The organism is Streptomyces sp. B1I3 (genome assembly GCF_030816615.1).
GTDB lineage: Bacteria > Actinomycetota > Actinomycetes > Streptomycetales > Streptomycetaceae > Streptomyces.
Window position 1 is genome coordinate 3,320,335 of record NZ_JAUSYD010000001.1, and the last position, 19,098, is coordinate 3,339,432.

The window sequence follows — 19,098 nt, forward strand, 5'->3', positions numbered from 1 at the left end:
ATCGATGAGGAGCGGCGCTCCCCCCAGCAGGCCCGGCAGCGGAGGGAATGGCGCGGTGAAGGAGAGCGACGAGGGCGCGGAGCCGGCAGCGGGCCGGCCCAAGCGGGCGGATGCCCGGCGCAACCAGGAGTCCCTGCTCGACGCGGCCGCGTCGGTCTTCGTGGCGTCCGGCGTGGAAGCTCCGGTACGCGACATCGCCGCCGCGGCGGGCGTGGGGATGGGCACGATCTACCGCCACTTCCCGACGCGGGCGGACCTCATCGTCGCCGTCTACCGGCACCAGATCAACGCCTGCGCCGAGGCCGGGCCCGCCCTGCTGGCGACCAGCGCGACCCCGCACGCGGCACTGGGCAGGTGGATCGGCCTCTTCGTCGACTTCCTGGTCACCAAGCACGGTCTCGCCGGGGTGCTGCGGCCCGACAGCCCCGGCTTCGAGGCGTTGCACTCCTCGTTCCTCGACCGCCTCGTGCCCGTGTGCACCCAACTCCTCGACGCCGCCGTCGCATCCGGCGAGATCCGCCCCGGCCCGACGGCCTACGAGCTCATGCGCGGCGTCGGGAACCTCTGCATCGGCGCGGAGAACGATGCGCGATACGACGCACGCCGGCTGGTCGAACTCCTCATCGAGGGACTGCGCGGGCCGCACTGAACGCACGGAGGGCTCGTCCCTGCGCGCCGAGGACCACCTGATCCGCGAGCGAACCCGCGGAGGCCCCTGGCCCGGGTGGGCCGGGCCAGGGACCTCCGTCGGCTTCGCCCGGCGGGCTCAGCCGCCGGCCGTGTGCGCCACGAAGTCCGCCCACACGTCGGCCGTGAAGCCGAGCTGCGGGCCCGGCAGGCTCTTCGAGTCGCGCACGTGCACCGCGCCTCCGGCCGCCGCGACCTCGACGCAGTCGGGGCCGTCGTTGCTGCTGTAGCTGCTCTTGCACCACGTCAGCGCGGAGTCATCTCCGGTAGTGGGCTTGAGGCTCATGTCTCCCCTCGCACTTTCTCGATGAAGGCCAAGGATTCGCGCGGTGTGAGCGCCTGGGCCCGGATCATGCCATACCGCATCTCAAGGATCTGGACCTCCCTGGGATCAGAAATCAGACGACTGGTGAGCTGCGCTTCCGAGTAGCCCACCGTCGTACCGTCCTTGATCTTCAGCACCCGCAGCTCCCCGGCCATTCCGGCGTGCTCTTCGCGGTCTGTCGGCATCACCTGGATCTCCACATGCCTCAACTGCCCAACGCTCAACAGGCGTTCGAGTTGACGTCGGAGCACCATCCGGCCGCCGATCGGTCGCCGAAGTGTCACCTCTTCCAGGACGAACGTGAGCAGCGGGGCGGGCCGGCGGTCGTAGATCCCCTGCCTGGCCATGCGAGCGGCGACATGGCTGTCGATCTCGTCCTCGCCGTACGCCGGACGACGCATGGAGAACAAAGCTCGCGCGTACTCCTCCGTCTGCAGCAACCCATGCATGTTGTGGTTGCTGTACGCACCCAGTTCGACCGCGTCGCCTTCCAACCGCGCCAGATCCCGCACCTTCTTCGGGTACCGGGCCTCCGCGACATCCCCGTGCATCGCGGCGATCTTCCCGCCCGCCTCCAAGACGCGGTCCGCGTTGTCCAGGAACTCGGGCTTCGGGGCTCGCCTGCCGCGCTCGACGCAGGACACCATCTCCTCGCTGTACCCGATGGCCGCGCCCAGCTCCGACTGCCGCAGGCCTGCGGCTTCCCGCCAGAGCTTGATCTGCCGGCCGACCGCTTTCATCACCGCGCCGGAGTCGTCCTCCGGACCGGCGCCCCATCGCGAACCTTCCGCGCCGTCCGTCGTACGGTCCGCCGGTCCCACGCCGCCGATGTCCCCGCCCATGCCCGCCCACCTCCGTCGTGCCCGTGTCCAACGGCGCCCGATGCCGGCGCGTCACGGCGTACGGGCCGGACCGCCGGCGACCACAGCCGGACAAGAGCTCTCGGCACGGGCGTCACACCTTCCGACAGTAGGCACCGAGCGACCACGGTGAGTGACATGGACCAGAAAATCACCCGTCCCGGGCCTGTCGTTCCCACCCGGCAGTTCACCGTTCTGCTGTCGCCGACCCGCCGTGCGGCCCGACTCGCCCGCCTGCTGGCCGTCGCGCATCTGTGCTCATGGGGGCTGCCGTCGGAGAGAGCCGCTCACATCGTCGCCGAGCTGGCCGGCAACGCGGTGCTGCACGGCCGCGTACCGGGACGGGACTTCCGGTTGGACCTCGGCGTCCGGGGCGGGCTCCTACGGATCGAAGTCACCGACACGCGGAGCGAGCGACGGCCGCCCGAGGCTGTGACCGTCCCGGATCGTGACGCGGAGTCCGGACGCGGCCTGCTGATCGTCGAAGCGCTCGCCGACCGCTGGGGCGTCGCCCTCGGGCCCGTACCGCGCAAGACGATCTGGGCGGAGATCGACCTCCTACCGTGACCGCTCCACCGGGTCGCGGGAATCCACGACCCGGTGATCCGCGACGCGGCGGCCCACGACGTAAAAGGCTTTGAAGAACCAGGGAAATCACCCTCCCCACCCCAACCCGACCCCACCCTCACCCCCGTCACTCGCGCGGGTGACATATGGCAACTGAGCTGGATTTGGGGTGGGTTGCCAGGCATATGCTCGCCGCGACAACCACAGACATGCGACGGCCCCCGGCCGGGACTGCGAATCCCGATCGAGGGCCTGACCACCGAGGAAGTAGGAGCTTCCCGATGGATACCCAGCAGGTTAGCGCGCCCCCGTGCGCCCCGTCCCCCGCATCCGGGGGCTTCACGCCGTCGTCCGGCGTCATCCACAGCAACGTCCGGCACGCGGCGGGCTTCACCGTCATCGGCAATCACCTCAGCCGGCACCGAGCACTGTCGCTGGTCGCCATCGGGCTGGCCGTGCACATCCAGTCGCTGCCCGCCGGAGCCAAGATCGGCATCAAGGTGCTCGCCGGCCGGTTCCCGGAGAGCGAGACCCGTATCGCCGCCGCCCTGCGGGAGCTGGAGGCCACCGGTTATCTGCACCGCAGCCGGGTACGCCTCCCCGACGGCCGCATCGTCACCCGTACCGTCTCGTGCAACCAGCCCGGCTCCGAGGCGCCCGCACTCGCGATCCCCCGGCAGCGGACCGGGCGCTCCGCAGCGCCTGCACCCGCGCCCCAGCCGCCACCTGCCCCCGCGCCCGCCCCGGCGGCTGAAGCCGCACCACGGCCCGCGCCCCGGCAGCACGCCCACTCCGCGCCGGTGCCGCCGCCGGCGCCCGTCCACGTACCTTCCCCCACCACGCGCACGGCACCGCCTCCTCCGCTCCCGCAGCCCCGGGCCGCAACCCCGGAGCTGCACCGGGCCGCCGCCGCGCTCCTCGCCGACCTGCGACGTCACGCACCGCAGCTGGCCCTGTCCGAGCGGGACGTGGCGGCCCTCGTCCCCGGTGTCGCCACATGGCTCGAACGCGACGCCCATCCGGACACCGTCCGCCGGGCCCTCACCACCGACCTGCCCGTCCCCCTGAAGCACCCCGCCAAGCTCCTGCGGCACCGCATCACCACGCTTCTGCCGCCACCGCTGCCCGGAACCCAGGAGCTCGCGCCCCTGCGCCGCGGGGTCGTCGTCATCCCGCTCCAGAACTGCGACACCTGCGACCGCGCCTTCCGCTCCCGCCACCCGGGCCACTGCCGCGGCTGCGAGGCCCACCTCCACGCCGCCGCCTGAGACCCGAGGTGTCGCGCCACGTCTCCCGGAAACCGGCACACCGTCGCGTGGTCCGTGTCGCCCGGATGCACCGCACCTGTGGTGGGCGGGCCCGATCTCGCCGAGCGTAAGGGAGTACCTGTGGGTACCCGCAGGTACTCCCGTACAGAGGAGCGACGATGTCGGAACGCAACACGGTGATCCGCAGCATCCACGATCTCGGTCTGGCCGCCTGGTTCGGCGGCTCGCTGATGGGAGCCGTGGGAGTGAACGGCGCGGCCATGAGCGAGGGCGTCAGCGAGACGGACCAGGGCAGGATCGCCAGTGCCGGCTGGGCGAAGTGGACGCCGGTGAACGCCGTGGCCATCGGGCTGCACCTGATGGGCGGCACCGGTCTGCTGTCCGCCAACGCGGCCCGCGTTCACACCCAGCAGGGCGTGGCGGCCTCGACGCTGGCGAAGGCCCTGCTGACCGGCGCGGCACTGGCGGCCACCGCCTACAGCCGGGTCCTGGGCAAGAAGGTGGAGCTGGCGAGCTCCAACGACCCCGAGGACCTCGACAAGGCCGCTCACCACCCCGTGGACCTGCACCAGGCCCGCAAGCACCTGACGATCATGCAGTGGACGATCCCCGCCCTCACCGGCGCCGTGGTGGTGCTCAACGCGCTGCACGGGGAGCAGCAGCGGCCCCTCCAGCAGAAGGTCGGCATGCTCCAGCGGGCGGCGACCCAGGTGCATGTGCCCTACCTCAACCACTGATCCCCGCCCGGCGGGAGGCAGGACCCCGGCCCGTCACCGAGCGACGGGCCGGGGACCGTCCCCGCCCCACCTCATATACGGGTGAACGTGCCGCACGGGCCCTCACCGGCCACGCGGCTGCGGTCGTACGGGTCCACAGCGGGGCCTGCCGGCTGCGTCTCCGGGGCATCGCCGGGAAAACCGGGGTGCAGGAAGCCGTCGTGCACCTCGCAGGTGGTGTTGGCGGCGTACTGCTCGTACCGCCGGAACGAGAGAGTGCCCGGCGTCATCCGGGTGCGCTCCGGGTCGTGCAGCACCGTCGTCAGCCGCCGCCGCACGATGGTGCGCGTCACCTCGTCCTGGCTGCCCGCCCTCAGCACGGGGTAGACGAAGGTGTAGTCGGCGTGGACCTCGACGGTGCCCTCGTCACCGGCTTCGAAGGTCATCCGTCCGCGGGTCTTGACCACGTCTCCCACCAGCCGGGCGTCGTCCGGGTCGATCCGGGTGAAGAGCATCAGCGGGTCGTGTTTCTCGTCCGGCCGGTCCCATGCCGTGTCCAGCAGTTCCTGCACGTCCTTCTGCTCCGGGTCGAGGAGCGCCAGCGCCTCCTTCGGCTTCTCACCCCGCAGGGTGGCCGGATCGAGGTTCGCGGCGACCAGGAACTGCCGGGTCGTACGCAGGAGCTCGGCGACCTGGGCCTTGCTCCTCCCTCCTACCGCCTCGGCCTCGGGGACCTCGATCCCCGCCGCCCCGTCCGCCCAGCGCAGCGCCGGCGAGCCCCGGAAGGGTTGCGTGCGCGTCGGCTGCTCCCCGACGGGGGTGTCGCCGGGCGCCGCGGCCGGCGGCGCGGTTTCGGCGGGCAGCGGCCCGGCGTCGGCGCTGCTGTCCCCACCCGGAAGGTGGTCGGTCAGCAGGCTCGGCCGCATGGTGACCACGAGAGCCCCCAGCACCACGACCATCCCCAGCGTCGCGGCGATGCGCCGCCGCTTACGGGCGCGCCCGTTCCTCTCCTGCCAGGCGGGCCCGGTGCGCCAGCCCTCCGGCTGCCATGGTTCGGCAGGCTTGCCCTTCCTGCCCCGGCGCCGCGCGCCGCCCCCGCCGCGTGCGGCCTCCTCGTCCAGCGCGCGCAGTCGCGCGGTGACCATCCGAGCGCGGGCCGAGGGTTCCTTCGGGGCCTCGGCCCCGCCGTCGTCCAGGTGCCGGACCAGCTCCGCCCACTGCTCCTCGGACACCGCGCCCGGGCCCTCGTCACGGTCGGGCTGCCCTTCCGACGGCGTGCTGGTACTCACTGGTGCGCTCCACTCCCCCGACGATGCAGTTGTCAGTGCAACTTCACGCTGCGCGCCTCCTGCCGAACAAGGGAAGGGAACACTCCGTGACGCTCTTGTGATGGGCCCGTGGCGGTCTTCCGTCACACCGGCCTCCCGGCGGGCAACCTGTGTGTCCCGATCGCCGTCTGACCTCTCGCAAGAACGCAGCACCGGGCGACCCGGCGCCCATCCGCTGCGGGGGGAGCGGACGGAGTGCACAGCATGGCGGACCAGCCCGGCCTGCCCGGAAACGGCGGCCGGCTCGAAGGGACGCGGCGCGCGGCCGGGCCACGCGTACAGCGGCGGGCCCTGCTCGCCGCCGCCGCCCTGGGCACCCTGAGCTCCTGCTCCGTGCCCGCCCCACGACGTACGAACCCCGCTCCGAATCCGGCACCGGGGCTGGCGATAAGCGCCGGGCAACGGGCGCAGCTGATGCAGATCCTCGCCCACCCGGACGACGACCTGTACTTCATGAACCCCGACACCCGGCGGGCCCTCGACGCCGGGACGCCGCTCGTCTGCGTCTACCTCACGGCGGGCGAGGCCGACGGTCTCAACAAGATCCCGGGCGCGCCCCGCCCGGCCCCGGACAAGGCCGCCTACTCCTCATCGCGTCACCAGGGGCTCCGGCAGGCCTACGCGGCCCTGCTCGGGCTGGAGGAGTTCACGCCCTGGGACACTGCCGTCACGGAGCTGGACGGCCACCACCGGGCCGAAGTGAACGTGCTGGTGAACGGCGGGCGCCGGGTCGAGCTGATCTTCCTCAACACCGCGATGCACACCGGCCGGCACCGGCTCGGCCTGCCCAGCCTCTGGCAGGACCGCGGGCTCTCCCTGCGTACGGTCGTCGCCGACGACTCACCGCTGCGACGCGCCGGTTCGTACACGTACGACGGACTGGTCGAGGTCCTCGCCGGGCTGATGGAGCGCTACCGGCCCACCGTCGTGCACACCCTGGATCCCGACCCGGACATCCAGCACAGCACCGAGGCGGCCCGGCGTGCGGACAGCGAGCAGCGCGGGTACTCCGACCACGCGGACCACACCGCCGCCGCCTGCTTCGCGTGGGCCGCGATGATCCGGTGGGTGGCCGGTGTCACGGCGGGCGGCGGAGACGTCCCCGGCTTCGTCACCACCGCGTTCCGCGGCTACTACAACCGGCACTGGCCCAAGAACCTGCCGCCCGCCGTGCTGGACGGGAAGGCCGCCGCCCTGGTCCCGTACGGCGGCGCACCCGACTGGGAGTGCGGCAATCCGTCCGGGTGCGGGGACTACAACGTGGGCGGCGACCGGCCGCTGACCAACCGGAAAGGGTGGGTCCGCTCCACCCACCACCGTTATCCGGGCCCCCGCACCGTCGTCGCCACGGAACCCGGCGGGCGGCTCGCCGCGTACGCGGTCGTGGGGCTCCGGGTGGTCCGGTGGCGTGAGACTGAGGCGGGCAGTGGGATCTGGGGCCCTGCGCACGACCTCGGCGGCGGACCGCTCGCCCCGGTCCTGGGCTCGGCGACCGCGGGGAACGGGCGGCTGCTGCTGTTCGGGCTGCGCTTCGCGGCACTCGCCGGCCACGGCGGCGACAACGAGCGCGAGATCGTCGTCCTGGAGCAGAGCACTCCGGACGGCGGGTTCCTCTCCTGGCGCGGTCTCGGCACCCCCTCCCCGGGGCGGGACGAGGGGCGGCGCATCGGCGTACCGGTCGCCGTCACCGCACCGGACCACCGGGTCCACCTGTTCGTGCGCAACGCGGAGAAGGGACTCAGCACCCGGGTACGCGAGGTGACCGGCCGGTGGGGCGGATGGCGGGACATGGGCGGCGGCGAGGTGCAGGACGGCCTCACCGCCGTCGTGGACGGCGCCGGGCGCGTCCACGTCTTCGGCGCAGGGCACCACGCGGTGCACCACTGGACGCAGGACACCACCGAGACGGACCTCACCGCCCGCACCCGGCTCACCGGCGCTCCCGTACCTGCCGACGGCCCCGCGGCGCTCCCCTCACCGGACGGGTCGGTCGAGCTGTACTACCGGGCCGCCGCCGAGCCGGGGCTGACCACCGTACGGGCCGGGGCCGAGGCGCCCGGTGCCCGCTTCGACGGATACGGCCCGGTGGTCGCGGCCCCGTCACCGCGGGGCCCCGTGCTGCTCGGCCGGACCACCGATGGCCTGCCGCAGATGCGCACCGCCGACGGCCTCCTCGTGCGGGAAGGGGGAGCGGTCGCGCTGGACGGAGCCGCCCTCCACCTGGACGCGGACGGCCGGCCGGCGGTCGTCGGCCTCGGTCCGGACGCCCGGCCGTGGACATGGCGGCCGTAGGGACGGACGGGGATCCGCCGGCCCGGAGCGAGGACGGGAGCCGCCAGCCCCGGAGCGAGGGCCCGGACCCGCCACACACCGAAGGGCCCCGCACCTCTCCTTCGAGAGGTACGGGGCCCTTCTTGGTGCTCTGTGCGGAGCAACCAGGTCAGACGGTCAAGTGACTACTTGACGATCTTGGTGACCTGGCCGGCGCCCACGGTCCGGCCACCCTCACGGATGGCGAACTTCAGGCCCTCTTCCATGGCGACCGGCTGGATCAGCGCGACGTCCATGAGGGTGTTGTCACCCGGCATGACCATCTCGGTGCCCTCGGGAAGGGTCACAACGCCCGTCACGTCCGTGGTACGGAAGTAGAACTGCGGGCGGTAGTTGTTGAAGAAGGGGGTGTGACGGCCACCCTCGTCCTTCGACAGGATGTAGGCCTGGGCCTGGAACTCGGTGTGCGGCGTGACCGAACCCGGCTTGATGATGACCTGGCCGCGCTCGACGTCCTCGCGCTTGATGCCACGAAGCAGCAGACCGACGTTCTCACCGGCCTGGCCCTCGTCGAGCAGCTTGCGGAACATCTCGATGCCGGTGACCGTGGTGGTGGTCTTCTCCTGCTTGATGCCCACGATGTCAACGGTCTCGTTGACCTTGAGGACACCACGCTCGATGCGGCCGGTGACGACCGTACCGCGACCGGTGATCGTGAAGACGTCCTCGATCGGCATGAGGAACGGCTTCTCGACGTCACGCTCGGGCTGCGGGATCGACTCGTCGACGGCCTTCATCAGGTCGAGAACGGTCTGGCCCCACTCGGCGTCGCCCTCGAGGGCCTTGAGCGCCGAGACCTTGACGACCGGAAGGTCGTCGCCCGGGAACTCGTACTCGGAGAGGAGCTCACGGACCTCGAGCTCGACGAGCTCCAGGATCTCCTCGTCGTCCACCATGTCGGCCTTGTTCAGCGCGACGACGATGTACGGCACGCCTACCTGGCGGGCCAGGAGCACGTGCTCCTTGGTCTGCGGCATCGGGCCGTCGGTGGCCGCGACCACGAGGATGGCGCCGTCCATCTGCGCCGCACCCGTGATCATGTTCTTGATGTAGTCGGCGTGACCCGGGCAGTCGACGTGCGCGTAGTGACGCGACTCCGTCTGGTACTCGACGTGCGCGATCGAGATCGTGATACCGCGCTGACGCTCCTCAGGAGCCTTGTCGATCTGGTCGAAGGCCGAGGCCTCGTTCAGGTCCGGGTACGCGTCGTGCAGCACCTTGGTAATGGCGGCCGTGAGGGTCGTCTTACCGTGGTCGATGTGACCGATGGTGCCGATGTTGACGTGCGGCTTAGTCCGCTCGAACTTTGCCTTCGCCACTGGGGTCCTCCTGAGTGGTTCTGTACGCCTTGCTTCATCGGCGCCAGGTGATCTTTGCTGGAATGCCGGTGCCGGGGGCATTCGCCACGCTGCTTTCGCACTGCGACGAATGCCCGACCGGGCTCCGGTGACAAGCCTAAAGCGTGAGCTCGGAAGAGTTACTCGCCCTTGGCCTTCGCGATGATCTCCTCGGCGACGTTCCGCGGAACCTCGGCGTAGGAGTCGAACTGCATCGAGTAGCTTGCGCGACCCGAGGTCTTGCTGCGGAGGTCTCCGACGTAGCCGAACATCTCCGAGAGGGGCACGAGGCCCTTCACGACGCGAGCGCCGCTGCGCTCCTCCATGGCCTGAATCTGGCCACGGCGGGAGTTGAGGTCGCCGATCACATCGCCCATGTAGTCCTCGGGCGTGGTGACCTCGACGGCCATCATCGGCTCGAGGAGCACGGGGGACGCCTTGCGGGCACCCTCCTTGAACGCCTGCGAACCGGCGATCTTGAAGGCGAGCTCCGAGGAGTCGACCTCGTGGTAACCACCGTCGAGAAGGGTGACGCGGACGCCCACCATCTCGTAGCCGGCCAGGATGCCGAACTGCATGGCTTCCTGGGCGCCCGCGTCCACCGAGGGAATGTACTCACGGGGGATACGGCCACCGGTGACCTTGTTGACGAACTCGTAGGAGGCGTCGCCACCCTCGATGGGCTCGAGGGCGATCTGCACCTTCGCGAACTGGCCGGTACCACCAGTCTGCTTCTTGTGCGTGTAGTCGATGCGCTCGACGGTCTTGCGGATCGTCTCGCGGTACGCGACCTGGGGCTTGCCGACGTTCGCCTCGACGCGGAACTCGCGCTTCATGCGGTCGACGAGCACCTCGAGGTGAAGCTCGCCCATACCACCGATGATGGTCTGGCCGGTCTCCTCGTCGGAGTGCACCTGGAAGGAGGGGTCCTCCTCGGAGAGGCGCTGGATGGCGACACCCAGCTTCTCCTGGTCACCCTTGGACTTGGGCTCGATGGCGACCTGGATGACCGGCGCCGGGAAGTCCATGGACTCCAGGATCACCGGGTGCTTGTCGTCGGACAGCGTCTCACCCGTGGTGGTCTGCTTCAGGCCCATGACGGCGACGATGTCACCGGCGCCCACCGACGCGATCTCCTCACGCTTGTTCGCGTGCATGCGGTAGATCTTGCCGATGCGCTCCTTCTTGCCCTTGACCGAGTTCAGCACCGCGGTGCCGGCCTCGAGGCGACCGGAGTAGATCCGGACGAAGGTGAGCTTGCCCAGGTGCGGGTCGCTGGCGATCTTGAACGCGAGGCCGGAGAACGGCTCGTCGTCCGAAGGCTTGCGCTTGACGACCAGCTCCGGGTCCTTGACGTCGTGGCCCTCGATGGCCTCGACGTCCAGGGGGGAAGGCAGGTAGCGGACGACCGCGTCGAGCAGGGGCTGGACGCCCTTGTTCTTGAACGCCGTGCCACAGAAGACGGGGGTCACGGTGACGGAGTCGGCCGTGCCCTTCGACGCGAGCGTGATCCGGCGGATCGCGTCGTGCAGCTGCTCCTCGGTGGGCTCGACGCCCTCGAGGTACAGCTCCATCATCTGGTCGTCGTTCTCCGAGACGGCCTCAAGGAGCTTGCCGCGCCATTCCTCGGCGGCCTCCGTGTGCGTGTCCGGGATGTCGACGGTGTCGTACATCTCGCCCTTGGCGGTCTCGTCCGACCACACGAAGGCCTTCATCGACACGAGGTCGACGACGCCCTTGAAGTCGGCTTCGGCACCGATGGGGAGCTGCATGACCAGCGGAACAGCGCCGAGGCGGTCCACGATCATGTCGACGCAGCGGTGGAACTCGGCACCCGTACGGTCGAGCTTGTTGACGAAGCAGATACGCGGCACGCCGTAGCGGTCCGCCTGACGCCAGACAGTCTCGGACTGGGGCTCGACGCCGGCCACACCGTCGAACACGGTGACGGCGCCGTCGAGGACGCGGAGCGAACGCTCCACCTCGACGGTGAAGTCGACGTGACCCGGGGTGTCGATGATGTTGATGGTGTGGTCAACATCATTGAGCGGCCAGTGACAGGTCGTCGCGGCGGACGTGATCGTGATGCCGCGCTCCTGCTCCTGCTCCATCCAGTCCATCGTGGCAGCGCCGTCGTGGACTTCACCGATCTTGTACGAGACGCCGGTGTAGAAGAGGATCCGCTCAGTGGTGGTCGTCTTGCCCGCGTCGATGTGGGCCATGATCCCGATGTTGCGGACCTTGGCCAGGTCAAGCGAAGTGGTGGCCATAAGGCTCAATCTTCTCTCGGTCTCGATGGGGTAAGCGACTACCAGCGGTAGTGCGCGAAGGCCTTGTTGGACTCGGCCATCTTGTGGGTGTCCTCGCGCTTCTTGACGGCAGCGCCAAGACCGTTGGAGGCGTCGAGCAGCTCGTTCATGAGGCGCTCGGTCATGGTCTTCTCGCGGCGGGCGCGGGAGTAACCGACGACCCAGCGAAGGGCGAGGGTGGCGGCGCGACCGGGCTTGACCTCGATCGGCACCTGGTAGGTGGCGCCACCGACACGGCGGGACTTGACCTCGAGCGAGGGCTTGACGTTCTCAAGCGCGCGCTTCAGCGTGATGACCGGGTCTGCGCCGGTCTTCTCGCGGAGGCCTTCCATGGCGCCGTACACGATCCGCTCGGCGGTGGAACGCTTGCCGTCGAGGAGGATCTTGTTGATCAGCGAGGTGACAAGAGGAGAACTGTAGACCGGGTCGATGATGACCGGGCGCTTCGGGGCGGGGCCCTTACGAGGCATTCTTACTTCTCCTTCTTGGCGCCGTAGCGGCTGCGGGCCTGCTTGCGGTTCTTGACACCCTGGGTGTCGAGCGAACCGCGGATGATCTTGTAACGAACACCCGGCAGGTCCTTCACACGGCCACCACGCACGAGCACGATGGAGTGCTCCTGCAGGTTGTGCCCCTCACCCGGGATGTAGGCCGTGACCTCGATACCGGAGGTCAGACGCACACGCGCGACCTTACGGAGCGCCGAGTTCGGCTTCTTCGGGGTGGTCGTGAACACACGCGTGCAGACACCACGACGCTGGGGCGAACCCTCGAGCGCGGGCGTCTTGTTCTTCTCGACCTTGTCCTGCCGGCCCTTCCGGACCAGCTGCTGGATCGTAGGCACTACTTCTCCGGTTTCTGTGTGCCGTTCGTGAAACTAACCTGGAACACTCGCCGACCCACGCGGTCGGGTGTGTCGAATACTGCAAGCTCCCGCTGTGAGGCAGGAGAAAGACAGATTGCGATGGCCACTTACGGACTCGCCGTGCGGTTGAGGACACGCACACGAGCCCAGGCACACCCCAGGCACAAGGCTTGAGCGTACCTACCTCACGGACCTGGGTCAAAACAAATGCTGTCCACCTGGACGGGGGGCCCGTCGGCGACATCTCCGACCGCCGCCGAAGAACCCGTCATCCTACGCGCCCGAGGGCCTTGGGGCCGTGATCCACTCGGTCGGCGTGGGGTCGGGCCGGAGCACGCAGGGCCGTCCTTTCACCACGCGTCAGGGAAGACCTGGGCCTGCACCTTGTTCGTCAGCGAGGTACAGCGAGGGGGACGGCCCCGTCGGCTGTCCGACTCCATGTACGTGGGCACCAACCTGTACATCCGCATCGACTGTCACCCCTCCGCCGGCCGTCCCGTCGCTTCGGGGCGGCCGTCGGGCATCGTGCGTAGCGCCTTCAGATCATCACGCCGACGGCCATCAGGACCACCGTGGCCAGTTCCACCGCGCGCAGGCACAGGAGGTAGTTGCGCCTGCGCGCCACGTTCTCCGGCATGCCGTCGGCGAAATCCGCGCGCTCCGGTTTCTCGGGGTCGTACACAATTCCCGTCAGCGTAGGCGGCTCGGTCGACGTGCCACGCCGCCACAGAGTGTGTTCGCCCCCGTTCGCCACCCGGTAACCGTATTGCACATCGATCCTCCCCTCGCGGGGGATGGACCGGCTCACCTCCCCGCCCATGACCTGGACCCCACGCTTGCGCAGCGGAGCCTGCGTCAGGAAGGGCACGCCTGAAGCGAGGAGGGCCAGGAAAGCAAGGACGAACACAAAAAAGGAAACAGCGATCACGAGAAGTTCTTCCTACTCTCGCATTTACGAGAAAAGCCGGGCGTCCCGACCGGAGAGCCCGGAAGGCCGGTAGGCGACGCGGCTCCCGGGACGATCGGCCTCGGCATCCGCGAGGCGTCATGTGGGCCCAAAAGTCATATCACCTCACCGATACACCCCAGAACGAGCGACCCAAACGCCACAGCCAGCAGAACGATGAGCAGGTTGCGCCTCCCCCTCACGTTTTCCGGCATACGGGAAACAAATTCGGCGCGCTTCGGATTCTCCGGGTCGTAGATGATCTCCTTCGATCCGGAGGGCTGTGTGGTGAGACCGGCCATCACGATGCTGTGCAGCCCGCTGTCGCGCCCGTCGTACCCGTACCGCACCGTTATCTTCCCGTCCTCGGGAACCGACCTGGACGCCTCCCACCCCCATGTGCGCACACCCCTTTGCCGCAGAGGAGCCTGCCTGAGGTACGGAACTCCGAAGGCCATAAGAGCGAGAAGCGCACCGGCGAAAATCACACCACAAACGTTGAACATCGCAAACCCTTCGACTTTGAACCTTTTTCGCGCCGATGATGACACCGTGTCGCCTTGCCGTCGCCGGCAACGAATCCGGGACACCTCACGTGCGCAACGGCTCCTGCAGGCTTCTCACCAAAATGCACCGATCTCGTGCACTCCGGACCACTCCTGGCTGTCTGGCCTATGCAAACACCACCACTGCGGTCACGAAGGACGCTATAGCCAGACCCGCGACCAATAAGTATCCCTCCATGCTTTTCCATATTTTTTTCTTCAGAACCTTCTCCGTCGTGGCCCTGTTCGGCCTGTGGGGGTCATAAACGATACGGACCCTCGACTCACCCGACGCTAGACCGATGTCCTCCGCCGCCAGGGTCACATAATGCCTTCCCCCCTCACTGTCGCGATAAATGACATCGGTGGAGGCGATATTCGCATTCCAGCTGACACCTCCGCACTTTCCTTCGACCGAAACACCCCGCCTCCTGAGGATCCACACATCACGCAGGCCGATGAATCCCAACACCAGAAAGACCAGCGCCGGGACATACGCTACGAGGAGGCCCAAAGCAACACCTTTCGCGGCATAACGTCTCCCACTGCGGCCGAGAGCCGACCAAAGATACAAGAAAGCCCTTGCGGGAAGCAGTGTCCCGGAAAGAGGAACTCACCACCAAGGGCTACGGGGAAGAGAAGGCCAAAACCAATCCAGCCACGGCCCTGAAAGCCATTCGAACTTCGAGCGCTCGACGAGCTCGCCCGGGCAGCAGCTCCCGTCGCCGGACTCGATGACTGTCACCCGGCGCAGCATCTACCGGATGATGATCTCGATGTGCCTGTGGCAGATCGACACACCCTGCGCGTTGGGGACCTACTGGACCCTGCCGACCAGGTGAACCTCGACTCGCGCGCGCGGGGCCGCCCCTCAGTCCTGTTCGTCGGGGCGGGCCTGGCGGCGCGGCCGGGGCAGGCGCGGAATGGTCGGCACCTTGGAACGGCGGCTCTTGGGGGCGAACGCCGGGGGACGCGACGGCGTCGCGGAGCGGGGGCGGGCCGGGGCCGGGGGCTCCGGCCGAGCTCCGTCCGCCGGCGCGGGGTCGCCGGATGCCGGGCCTGTGGACCCGGGCCCGGGGGGCGCGGGATCCTTGGGCTTGGCGGGCCCGGAGGGCGCGGGATCCATGGGCGTGGCGGGGCCGGGGGCCGCCGATCCGGCGAGGTCGGGGGCCGCAGGCGCGGGGCGGGCGGTTCCGGGCCCGGCGGGCGCGGGGGCCGCAGACCCGGGTCGGGCAGTTTCGGGAGCCGTGGGGTCCGCAGTGTCGGCGGTTTCGACGGCAGGGTGGGCGGGGCCTGCGAGCGTCTCCTCGGACGGGGCGGTCCCGGCCGGGTCCGTCACGTCACGCCGCGCGTCGTCATGCGCGCCTTGCGTACCGTGCGGAATCCTGCGGCGGAACGGGATGACCGCGGCCTGCCCGGGCGTCCGGTCGCCGGCGTCCGTCGCCGGAAGGCCGTCGGCCCACTCGGCGGGCCGGTGGTACTGGGCCGCCGCGTCGCGCCAGCCCTGCCCGTACGCGGCGTACTCCCGCCGCTCCAGCTCCGCCCGCGGCATGACCACCAGATCGCTCGCCGCGTGGCTCCCCAGCAGAACGCCGACAGCGGCGAGCAGCCGGGCGAGATCGCCGGGAGGCATCTCCCCGTCCTCCCCCACGTCCGATGCCGACGGACGCCGCTGCCGCGGTGCGGCCCCGGACGAGCCGTTCGCCTGCCGGGAGCCCTTTTCGCCCTCGCCCATGCGCGGCTCTTCCTGACGTCTCCTTCACGACCGTTCCCGACACGGTAGTGCGGCACCCACACGCTCCGTCGGCGCGCCGTTTCCCCACACCGGTGAATCGGGGCCGATGTCGGCCTGCCCCTCCTCCTTCGAACGGACCCGGACCAGCTTAGCGATCATGCGCGCACCCCGGCCCGGCGGCGTGGGCGACGGTGGAGCGGTGCACAGCGGGGGCACAGGACGCAGCGCGCGGCGGGGCATGGGAACGCGGGACGGCGACCGGCTACGTACAAGGTGCGCCGACGCCTCGCCCGGCCTCAGCCCCTGCGGGTCCGCCGCGCCGGGAAGTCCTGGTCCACCGGGTCCGCGGGCAGGAACTGTCCGGCGACCCGCATGAACATCTCCCGCTGGTCGGCCGGGACACCGAGTGCGGCGGCGGCCTCCTCCAGCGTGATCCGCTCACTGCCGGCGTTCTGCCGGTCGGGGTCGTCCGCAGCCGGGGGCATCGGCAACTCGTCCTCGGTGAGCCGGCCCGAGCGGATGAGCATCTCCCGCACGGGGATGCCCAGGACGTGCGCGAGCCTGCGCATCGTCTCCAGGTCAGGCATGCTCTGCCGCTGCAGCAGTCGCGTGATGGCTGCCCGGTGTACGCCCGCCTCGTCGGCGAGGCGGGACTTGCCGCCGCCGCGCGGGCTGTCGATGTCGTATCCACGCCGCCGGATCACATCCTCGATCCAGGCCGTGAACTGTTCCAGTTCACTGACGGTCACAGGCCTTCGCCTCCCTCCGAAGCGAAACCCAGGCTACCGCGCTTGCGCGCACAGAATTATGGGCTTTCGCGCGCGCAATGTGGAGATCCACTGAAGACCTGGTCCTTTGCGTGCATATCGCGACCCCGCTGCCACTCTGCGTGACACCCGGCAACGCTCGCTCCGCGCGTTTTATGTTGCGCGCTCGCACGCAATCTGTCACTGTGCATCTCCAGCCGCACCCCTCCCGCCCGTTGTGTCACTCCCTCCCGTCCCACCGCTCGCGCATCAGGAGCCTCCATGGATCCGTCGTTCCTCTCACTCCCCTCCGATACCTGGACCGCGTCGGCCGCCTGCCTGGGGCTGCCCCCGGAGACGGTCTTCGCCCGGCATCCGGCCGAGGCCGCGCCCGCCCTCGGCGCCTGCGCCCGCTGCCCGGTCGTCCGGCAGTGCGAGGAGGCGGTGGCGCCGGCCGACAGCTGGTTCGACGGGGTGTGCGCGGGACGGCTCTGGCGCAACGGCCGGTCCGTCGCCCTGGAACGCGGCACACGCCGCCGCGCAGCCGCCTGACCCGGGGCCACCGCCATGCCGGCCCTCCCCGGAGACAGAAGGACGGCACACGCCCGCAGCAATGCGAACACCACGCACGGAAGCACGCAGGAACACACAGAAGGAGGGCCCGTCATGAGCGAGGAGAAAGAGGTGTCCGGAGCCACCGGACCGTACGCCGGGCAGTCCCCCGGGACGGACCGCGGCCGGACGGCCGAGGAGGCGGACGGCACCGGCATCGCCCGGGACGCCGCACTCTGGGCCGCCACCCTGGCCCGCCAGTTCCCGGACCTGCTGGAGGAGTTGGCGCCCTCCTCGGGCAGCCGCCCGGCCGCCGTCCGGCACGTCCCGGGGCCCGCCGAGCGGGCGGCACGGGCCGCCCTGAACCGCACGGAACGCGAGGAGGCGCTGCGCAACGAGCAGCGCGGACTCGCCGTCCCCGGCCACACGGCCGCGCCCGTGCGGCTGCACGTGTCGGACGCGCTGCGCGACATCAGCGACGGCGTCGTGGAACTGGAGGAGGCGCTCCTCGGCCGGCTCGGGTCCGGCCGTCCGCGCCGCGCCCCGGTACCCGAAAGGCTCTCCCGGATCACCGGACTCCTGGGGCACACCGCCGCCGACCCGACGCTCGCCCGCCACGCCCGCGACGAGCTGCGCCGGATGGCCCGGCGATGCGCCCGGGCCCTGGGCGAGACGGAGACGATGGTCCGGCTGCCTGGGCGCTGCCCCTGGTGCGACTCCGTCTCCCTGCGCGCCTTCCCCGACCGCGAAGCCGTGCTCTGCGTCAATCCGGGGTGCCGCTGCGGGGACGAGGCGTGCGACTGCACGACCGATCCGGCCTTCCGTCATCTCTGGGAACGGGACGCCTGGCCGGCGGTGGCAGCCGGTCACGCGGTGGCGGAGGCGATCGGGGCGACCGTCTCCGCGTCCCGGGCCGGGAACGGGGCCGAGGCCCGATGACCTCCCCTCGGCACCCGTACGACATGCTCACCGACGTCACTCTCCTGACCAGCGCCGTGGCGGCCCAGGAGGCGGGGGTGGTGCCCGCGACGATCAGGAAATGGGTGCAGCTCGGCCATCTGCGGCCCTCCGGGCAGCAGGGCAGGAACCACCTGTACCGGCTGGAGGACGTGTTCGCCGCCGAACGCGCCACCCGGCGCGCACCTCGACGCCGTACGGCCACCGCGACCGGCCCCGCGTCCGGGCCCACCTCGGCACCGCACGCCTGATCTCGGCTGCACCCGCTCCCGCCCGGCCTGCCGTACACACGCCTCCGCCCCCGGTTCCCGCACAGGGAACCGGGGGCGTTCGCATGTCCGCGGCCGGGGACTCGGCCGCCGGCCGTTCCGCGTACGACGCGCGGGGCGCGCCCGGGGCGCGGCGTGCGGGGCGCAGGAAACGCCGGCGGCGGACCCGGTGGCGGGCACGGTCCTTCACCGCTGAACCGGCGTGTGTGCCTAGGGAATTACGGGCCCTGGGCGGCGGGGTCCGGGCAGCCGGGGCGGGGCCGAGCCGTCAGGCGTGGGCCTGGGTGGCGCGGAGGGGCCGCACTCCGGCGGGTCTCACGGCCATCGCCTCCTGCCAGCCGGTGGAGAAGCCGCGCAGCTCGGCCTCTCCGATGATCCGTGCCCCCACCTCGCCCACGACCGCGGCCAGGGTTCTGCCCACCTCCCCGGTGTAACGGCCGGCTTCCGCCGACTCCACGGCCACCGTGACGGCGGCGGCCATGACGTCGGCAAGCCGCTCGCCCGGCTCCCCGGTCACCACGACTGCTCACCGCCGGAGACCGGCCTCCATTCGCTGTTCGTCGTCACGACCCCACACCGTCCTTACGCCTGCGTCGGTCCATGCCATGTTCGGTCCGATCGAATTTATGTTCGAATCGGCTTTTCAGGATAGCGCAGAACCAGGCGTCGCCACCTGGCATATGACGTTGCGACACACGTCCGCCCCTCCGTGGCCCCTCGACGTTCGACCACCCCGGCGAGACGGGTGGACGCGA

Annotated in this window: 21 protein-coding genes; 8 read left to right on the top strand and 13 right to left on the bottom strand. The window is 70.2% G+C overall.

Annotation, left to right across the window (positions count from 1 at the left end; all coding sequences use genetic code 11):
• The first annotated feature begins 55 nt into the window (after nt 1-55).
• Nucleotides 56-649: a TetR/AcrR family transcriptional regulator gene (locus QFZ58_RS15095; RefSeq protein WP_307125437.1), complete on the top strand. Its 594-nt coding sequence runs from the start codon at nt 56-58 to the stop codon at nt 647-649.
• A 117-nt stretch (nt 650-766) separates the two neighbouring features.
• Here QFZ58_RS15095 and QFZ58_RS15100 read toward each other — a convergent pair whose 3' ends face one another.
• A complete protein-coding gene (locus tag QFZ58_RS15100) occupies nt 767-973 on the bottom strand; it encodes a DUF397 domain-containing protein (RefSeq protein ID WP_307125438.1) in 207 nt (68 codons plus the stop codon).
• Complete coding sequence (locus QFZ58_RS15105; RefSeq protein ID WP_373428554.1) at nt 970-1,854, bottom strand: helix-turn-helix domain-containing protein; 885 nt, start codon at nt 1,852-1,854, stop codon at nt 970-972. The genes QFZ58_RS15100 and QFZ58_RS15105 overlap by 4 nt, the downstream gene beginning before the upstream one ends.
• 156 nt (nt 1,855-2,010) lie before the next feature.
• Here QFZ58_RS15105 and QFZ58_RS15110 point away from each other — a divergent pair, with 156 nt between their 5' ends.
• The 3 genes from QFZ58_RS15110 (at nt 2,011) to QFZ58_RS15120 (ending at nt 4,444) form a co-directional block, all read left to right on the top strand.
• A complete protein-coding gene (locus QFZ58_RS15110) occupies nt 2,011-2,439 on the top strand; it encodes an ATP-binding protein (protein ID WP_307125439.1) in 429 nt (142 codons plus the stop codon).
• 281 nt (nt 2,440-2,720) lie between these two features.
• Nucleotides 2,721-3,707 carry a helix-turn-helix domain-containing protein gene (locus QFZ58_RS15115; protein WP_307125440.1) on the top strand — a complete coding sequence of 329 codons (987 nt, stop codon included), beginning with the start codon at nt 2,721-2,723 and terminating at the stop codon, nt 3,705-3,707.
• Between the two features lie 158 nt (nt 3,708-3,865).
• Nucleotides 3,866-4,444, top strand: coding sequence for a hypothetical protein (locus QFZ58_RS15120; RefSeq protein WP_307125441.1), 579 nt, complete (start codon nt 3,866-3,868; stop codon nt 4,442-4,444).
• A 71-nt stretch (nt 4,445-4,515) separates the two neighbouring features.
• Here QFZ58_RS15120 and QFZ58_RS15125 read toward each other — a convergent pair whose 3' ends face one another.
• Nucleotides 4,516-5,712 carry a hypothetical protein gene (locus QFZ58_RS15125; protein ID WP_307125442.1) on the bottom strand — a complete coding sequence of 399 codons (1,197 nt, stop codon included), beginning with the start codon at nt 5,710-5,712 and terminating at the stop codon, nt 4,516-4,518.
• 243 nt (nt 5,713-5,955) lie between these two features.
• Between QFZ58_RS15125 and QFZ58_RS15130 the strand changes: the two genes are divergently transcribed.
• Nucleotides 5,956-8,043: a PIG-L family deacetylase gene (locus tag QFZ58_RS15130; protein ID WP_307125443.1), complete on the top strand. Its 2,088-nt coding sequence runs from the start codon at nt 5,956-5,958 to the stop codon at nt 8,041-8,043.
• Between the two features lie 164 nt (nt 8,044-8,207).
• On the opposite strand, the gene tuf is transcribed toward QFZ58_RS15130, so the two are convergent.
• The 9 genes from tuf to QFZ58_RS15175 all read right to left on the bottom strand — a co-directional run bounded on the left by tuf (nt 8,208) and on the right by QFZ58_RS15175 (nt 16,568).
• Complete coding sequence (tuf, locus tag QFZ58_RS15135; protein WP_069171166.1) at nt 8,208-9,401, bottom strand: elongation factor Tu; 1,194 nt, start codon at nt 9,399-9,401, stop codon at nt 8,208-8,210.
• A 158-nt stretch (nt 9,402-9,559) separates the two neighbouring features.
• Nucleotides 9,560-11,689 (bottom strand): elongation factor G, encoded by a 2,130-nt coding sequence (fusA, locus tag QFZ58_RS15140; protein ID WP_307125444.1) that lies wholly within the window; start codon nt 11,687-11,689, stop codon nt 9,560-9,562.
• Between the two features lie 38 nt (nt 11,690-11,727).
• Nucleotides 11,728-12,198 (bottom strand): 30S ribosomal protein S7, encoded by a 471-nt coding sequence (gene rpsG / locus QFZ58_RS15145; RefSeq protein WP_018101248.1) that lies wholly within the window; start codon nt 12,196-12,198, stop codon nt 11,728-11,730.
• A 2-nt stretch (nt 12,199-12,200) separates the two neighbouring features.
• The gene (gene rpsL, locus QFZ58_RS15150) at nt 12,201-12,572 is read right to left on the bottom strand and encodes a 30S ribosomal protein S12 (RefSeq protein ID WP_003948652.1); all 372 of its coding nucleotides are present in this window, start codon (nt 12,570-12,572) and stop codon (nt 12,201-12,203) included.
• A gap of 559 nt (nt 12,573-13,131) precedes the next feature.
• Entirely contained in the window at nt 13,132-13,521 is a 390-nt protein-coding gene (locus QFZ58_RS15155) for a hypothetical protein (protein ID WP_307125445.1), read from the bottom strand.
• Between the two features lie 134 nt (nt 13,522-13,655).
• On the bottom strand, nt 13,656-14,090 hold the full coding sequence (locus tag QFZ58_RS15160) for a hypothetical protein (protein ID WP_307125446.1): 435 nt from the start codon (nt 14,088-14,090) through the stop codon (nt 13,656-13,658).
• A 121-nt stretch (nt 14,091-14,211) separates the two neighbouring features.
• Nucleotides 14,212-14,598, bottom strand: a complete 387-nt coding sequence (locus tag QFZ58_RS15165) for a hypothetical protein (protein ID WP_307125447.1) — start codon at nt 14,596-14,598, stop codon at nt 14,212-14,214.
• Between the two features lie 357 nt (nt 14,599-14,955).
• Nucleotides 14,956-15,819: a hypothetical protein gene (locus QFZ58_RS15170; protein WP_307125448.1), complete on the bottom strand. Its 864-nt coding sequence runs from the start codon at nt 15,817-15,819 to the stop codon at nt 14,956-14,958.
• A 296-nt stretch (nt 15,820-16,115) separates the two neighbouring features.
• Nucleotides 16,116-16,568, bottom strand: a complete 453-nt coding sequence (locus tag QFZ58_RS15175) for a helix-turn-helix transcriptional regulator (RefSeq protein ID WP_307125449.1) — start codon at nt 16,566-16,568, stop codon at nt 16,116-16,118.
• 279 nt (nt 16,569-16,847) lie between these two features.
• Between QFZ58_RS15175 and QFZ58_RS15180 the strand changes: the two genes are divergently transcribed.
• The 3 genes from QFZ58_RS15180 (at nt 16,848) to QFZ58_RS15190 (ending at nt 18,325) form a co-directional block, all read left to right on the top strand.
• On the top strand, nt 16,848-17,117 hold the full coding sequence (locus QFZ58_RS15180) for a WhiB family transcriptional regulator (RefSeq protein ID WP_307125450.1): 270 nt from the start codon (nt 16,848-16,850) through the stop codon (nt 17,115-17,117).
• 114 nt (nt 17,118-17,231) lie between these two features.
• The gene (locus tag QFZ58_RS15185) at nt 17,232-18,056 is read left to right on the top strand and encodes a hypothetical protein (RefSeq protein ID WP_307125451.1); all 825 of its coding nucleotides are present in this window, start codon (nt 17,232-17,234) and stop codon (nt 18,054-18,056) included.
• 23 nt (nt 18,057-18,079) lie between these two features.
• Nucleotides 18,080-18,325 (top strand): helix-turn-helix domain-containing protein, encoded by a 246-nt coding sequence (locus QFZ58_RS15190; RefSeq protein WP_307128874.1) that lies wholly within the window; start codon nt 18,080-18,082, stop codon nt 18,323-18,325.
• A 286-nt stretch (nt 18,326-18,611) separates the two neighbouring features.
• On the opposite strand, the gene QFZ58_RS15195 is transcribed toward QFZ58_RS15190, so the two are convergent.
• Nucleotides 18,612-18,863: a hypothetical protein gene (locus QFZ58_RS15195; RefSeq protein WP_307125452.1), complete on the bottom strand. Its 252-nt coding sequence runs from the start codon at nt 18,861-18,863 to the stop codon at nt 18,612-18,614.
• Between the last annotated feature and the right edge of the window lie 235 nt (nt 18,864-19,098).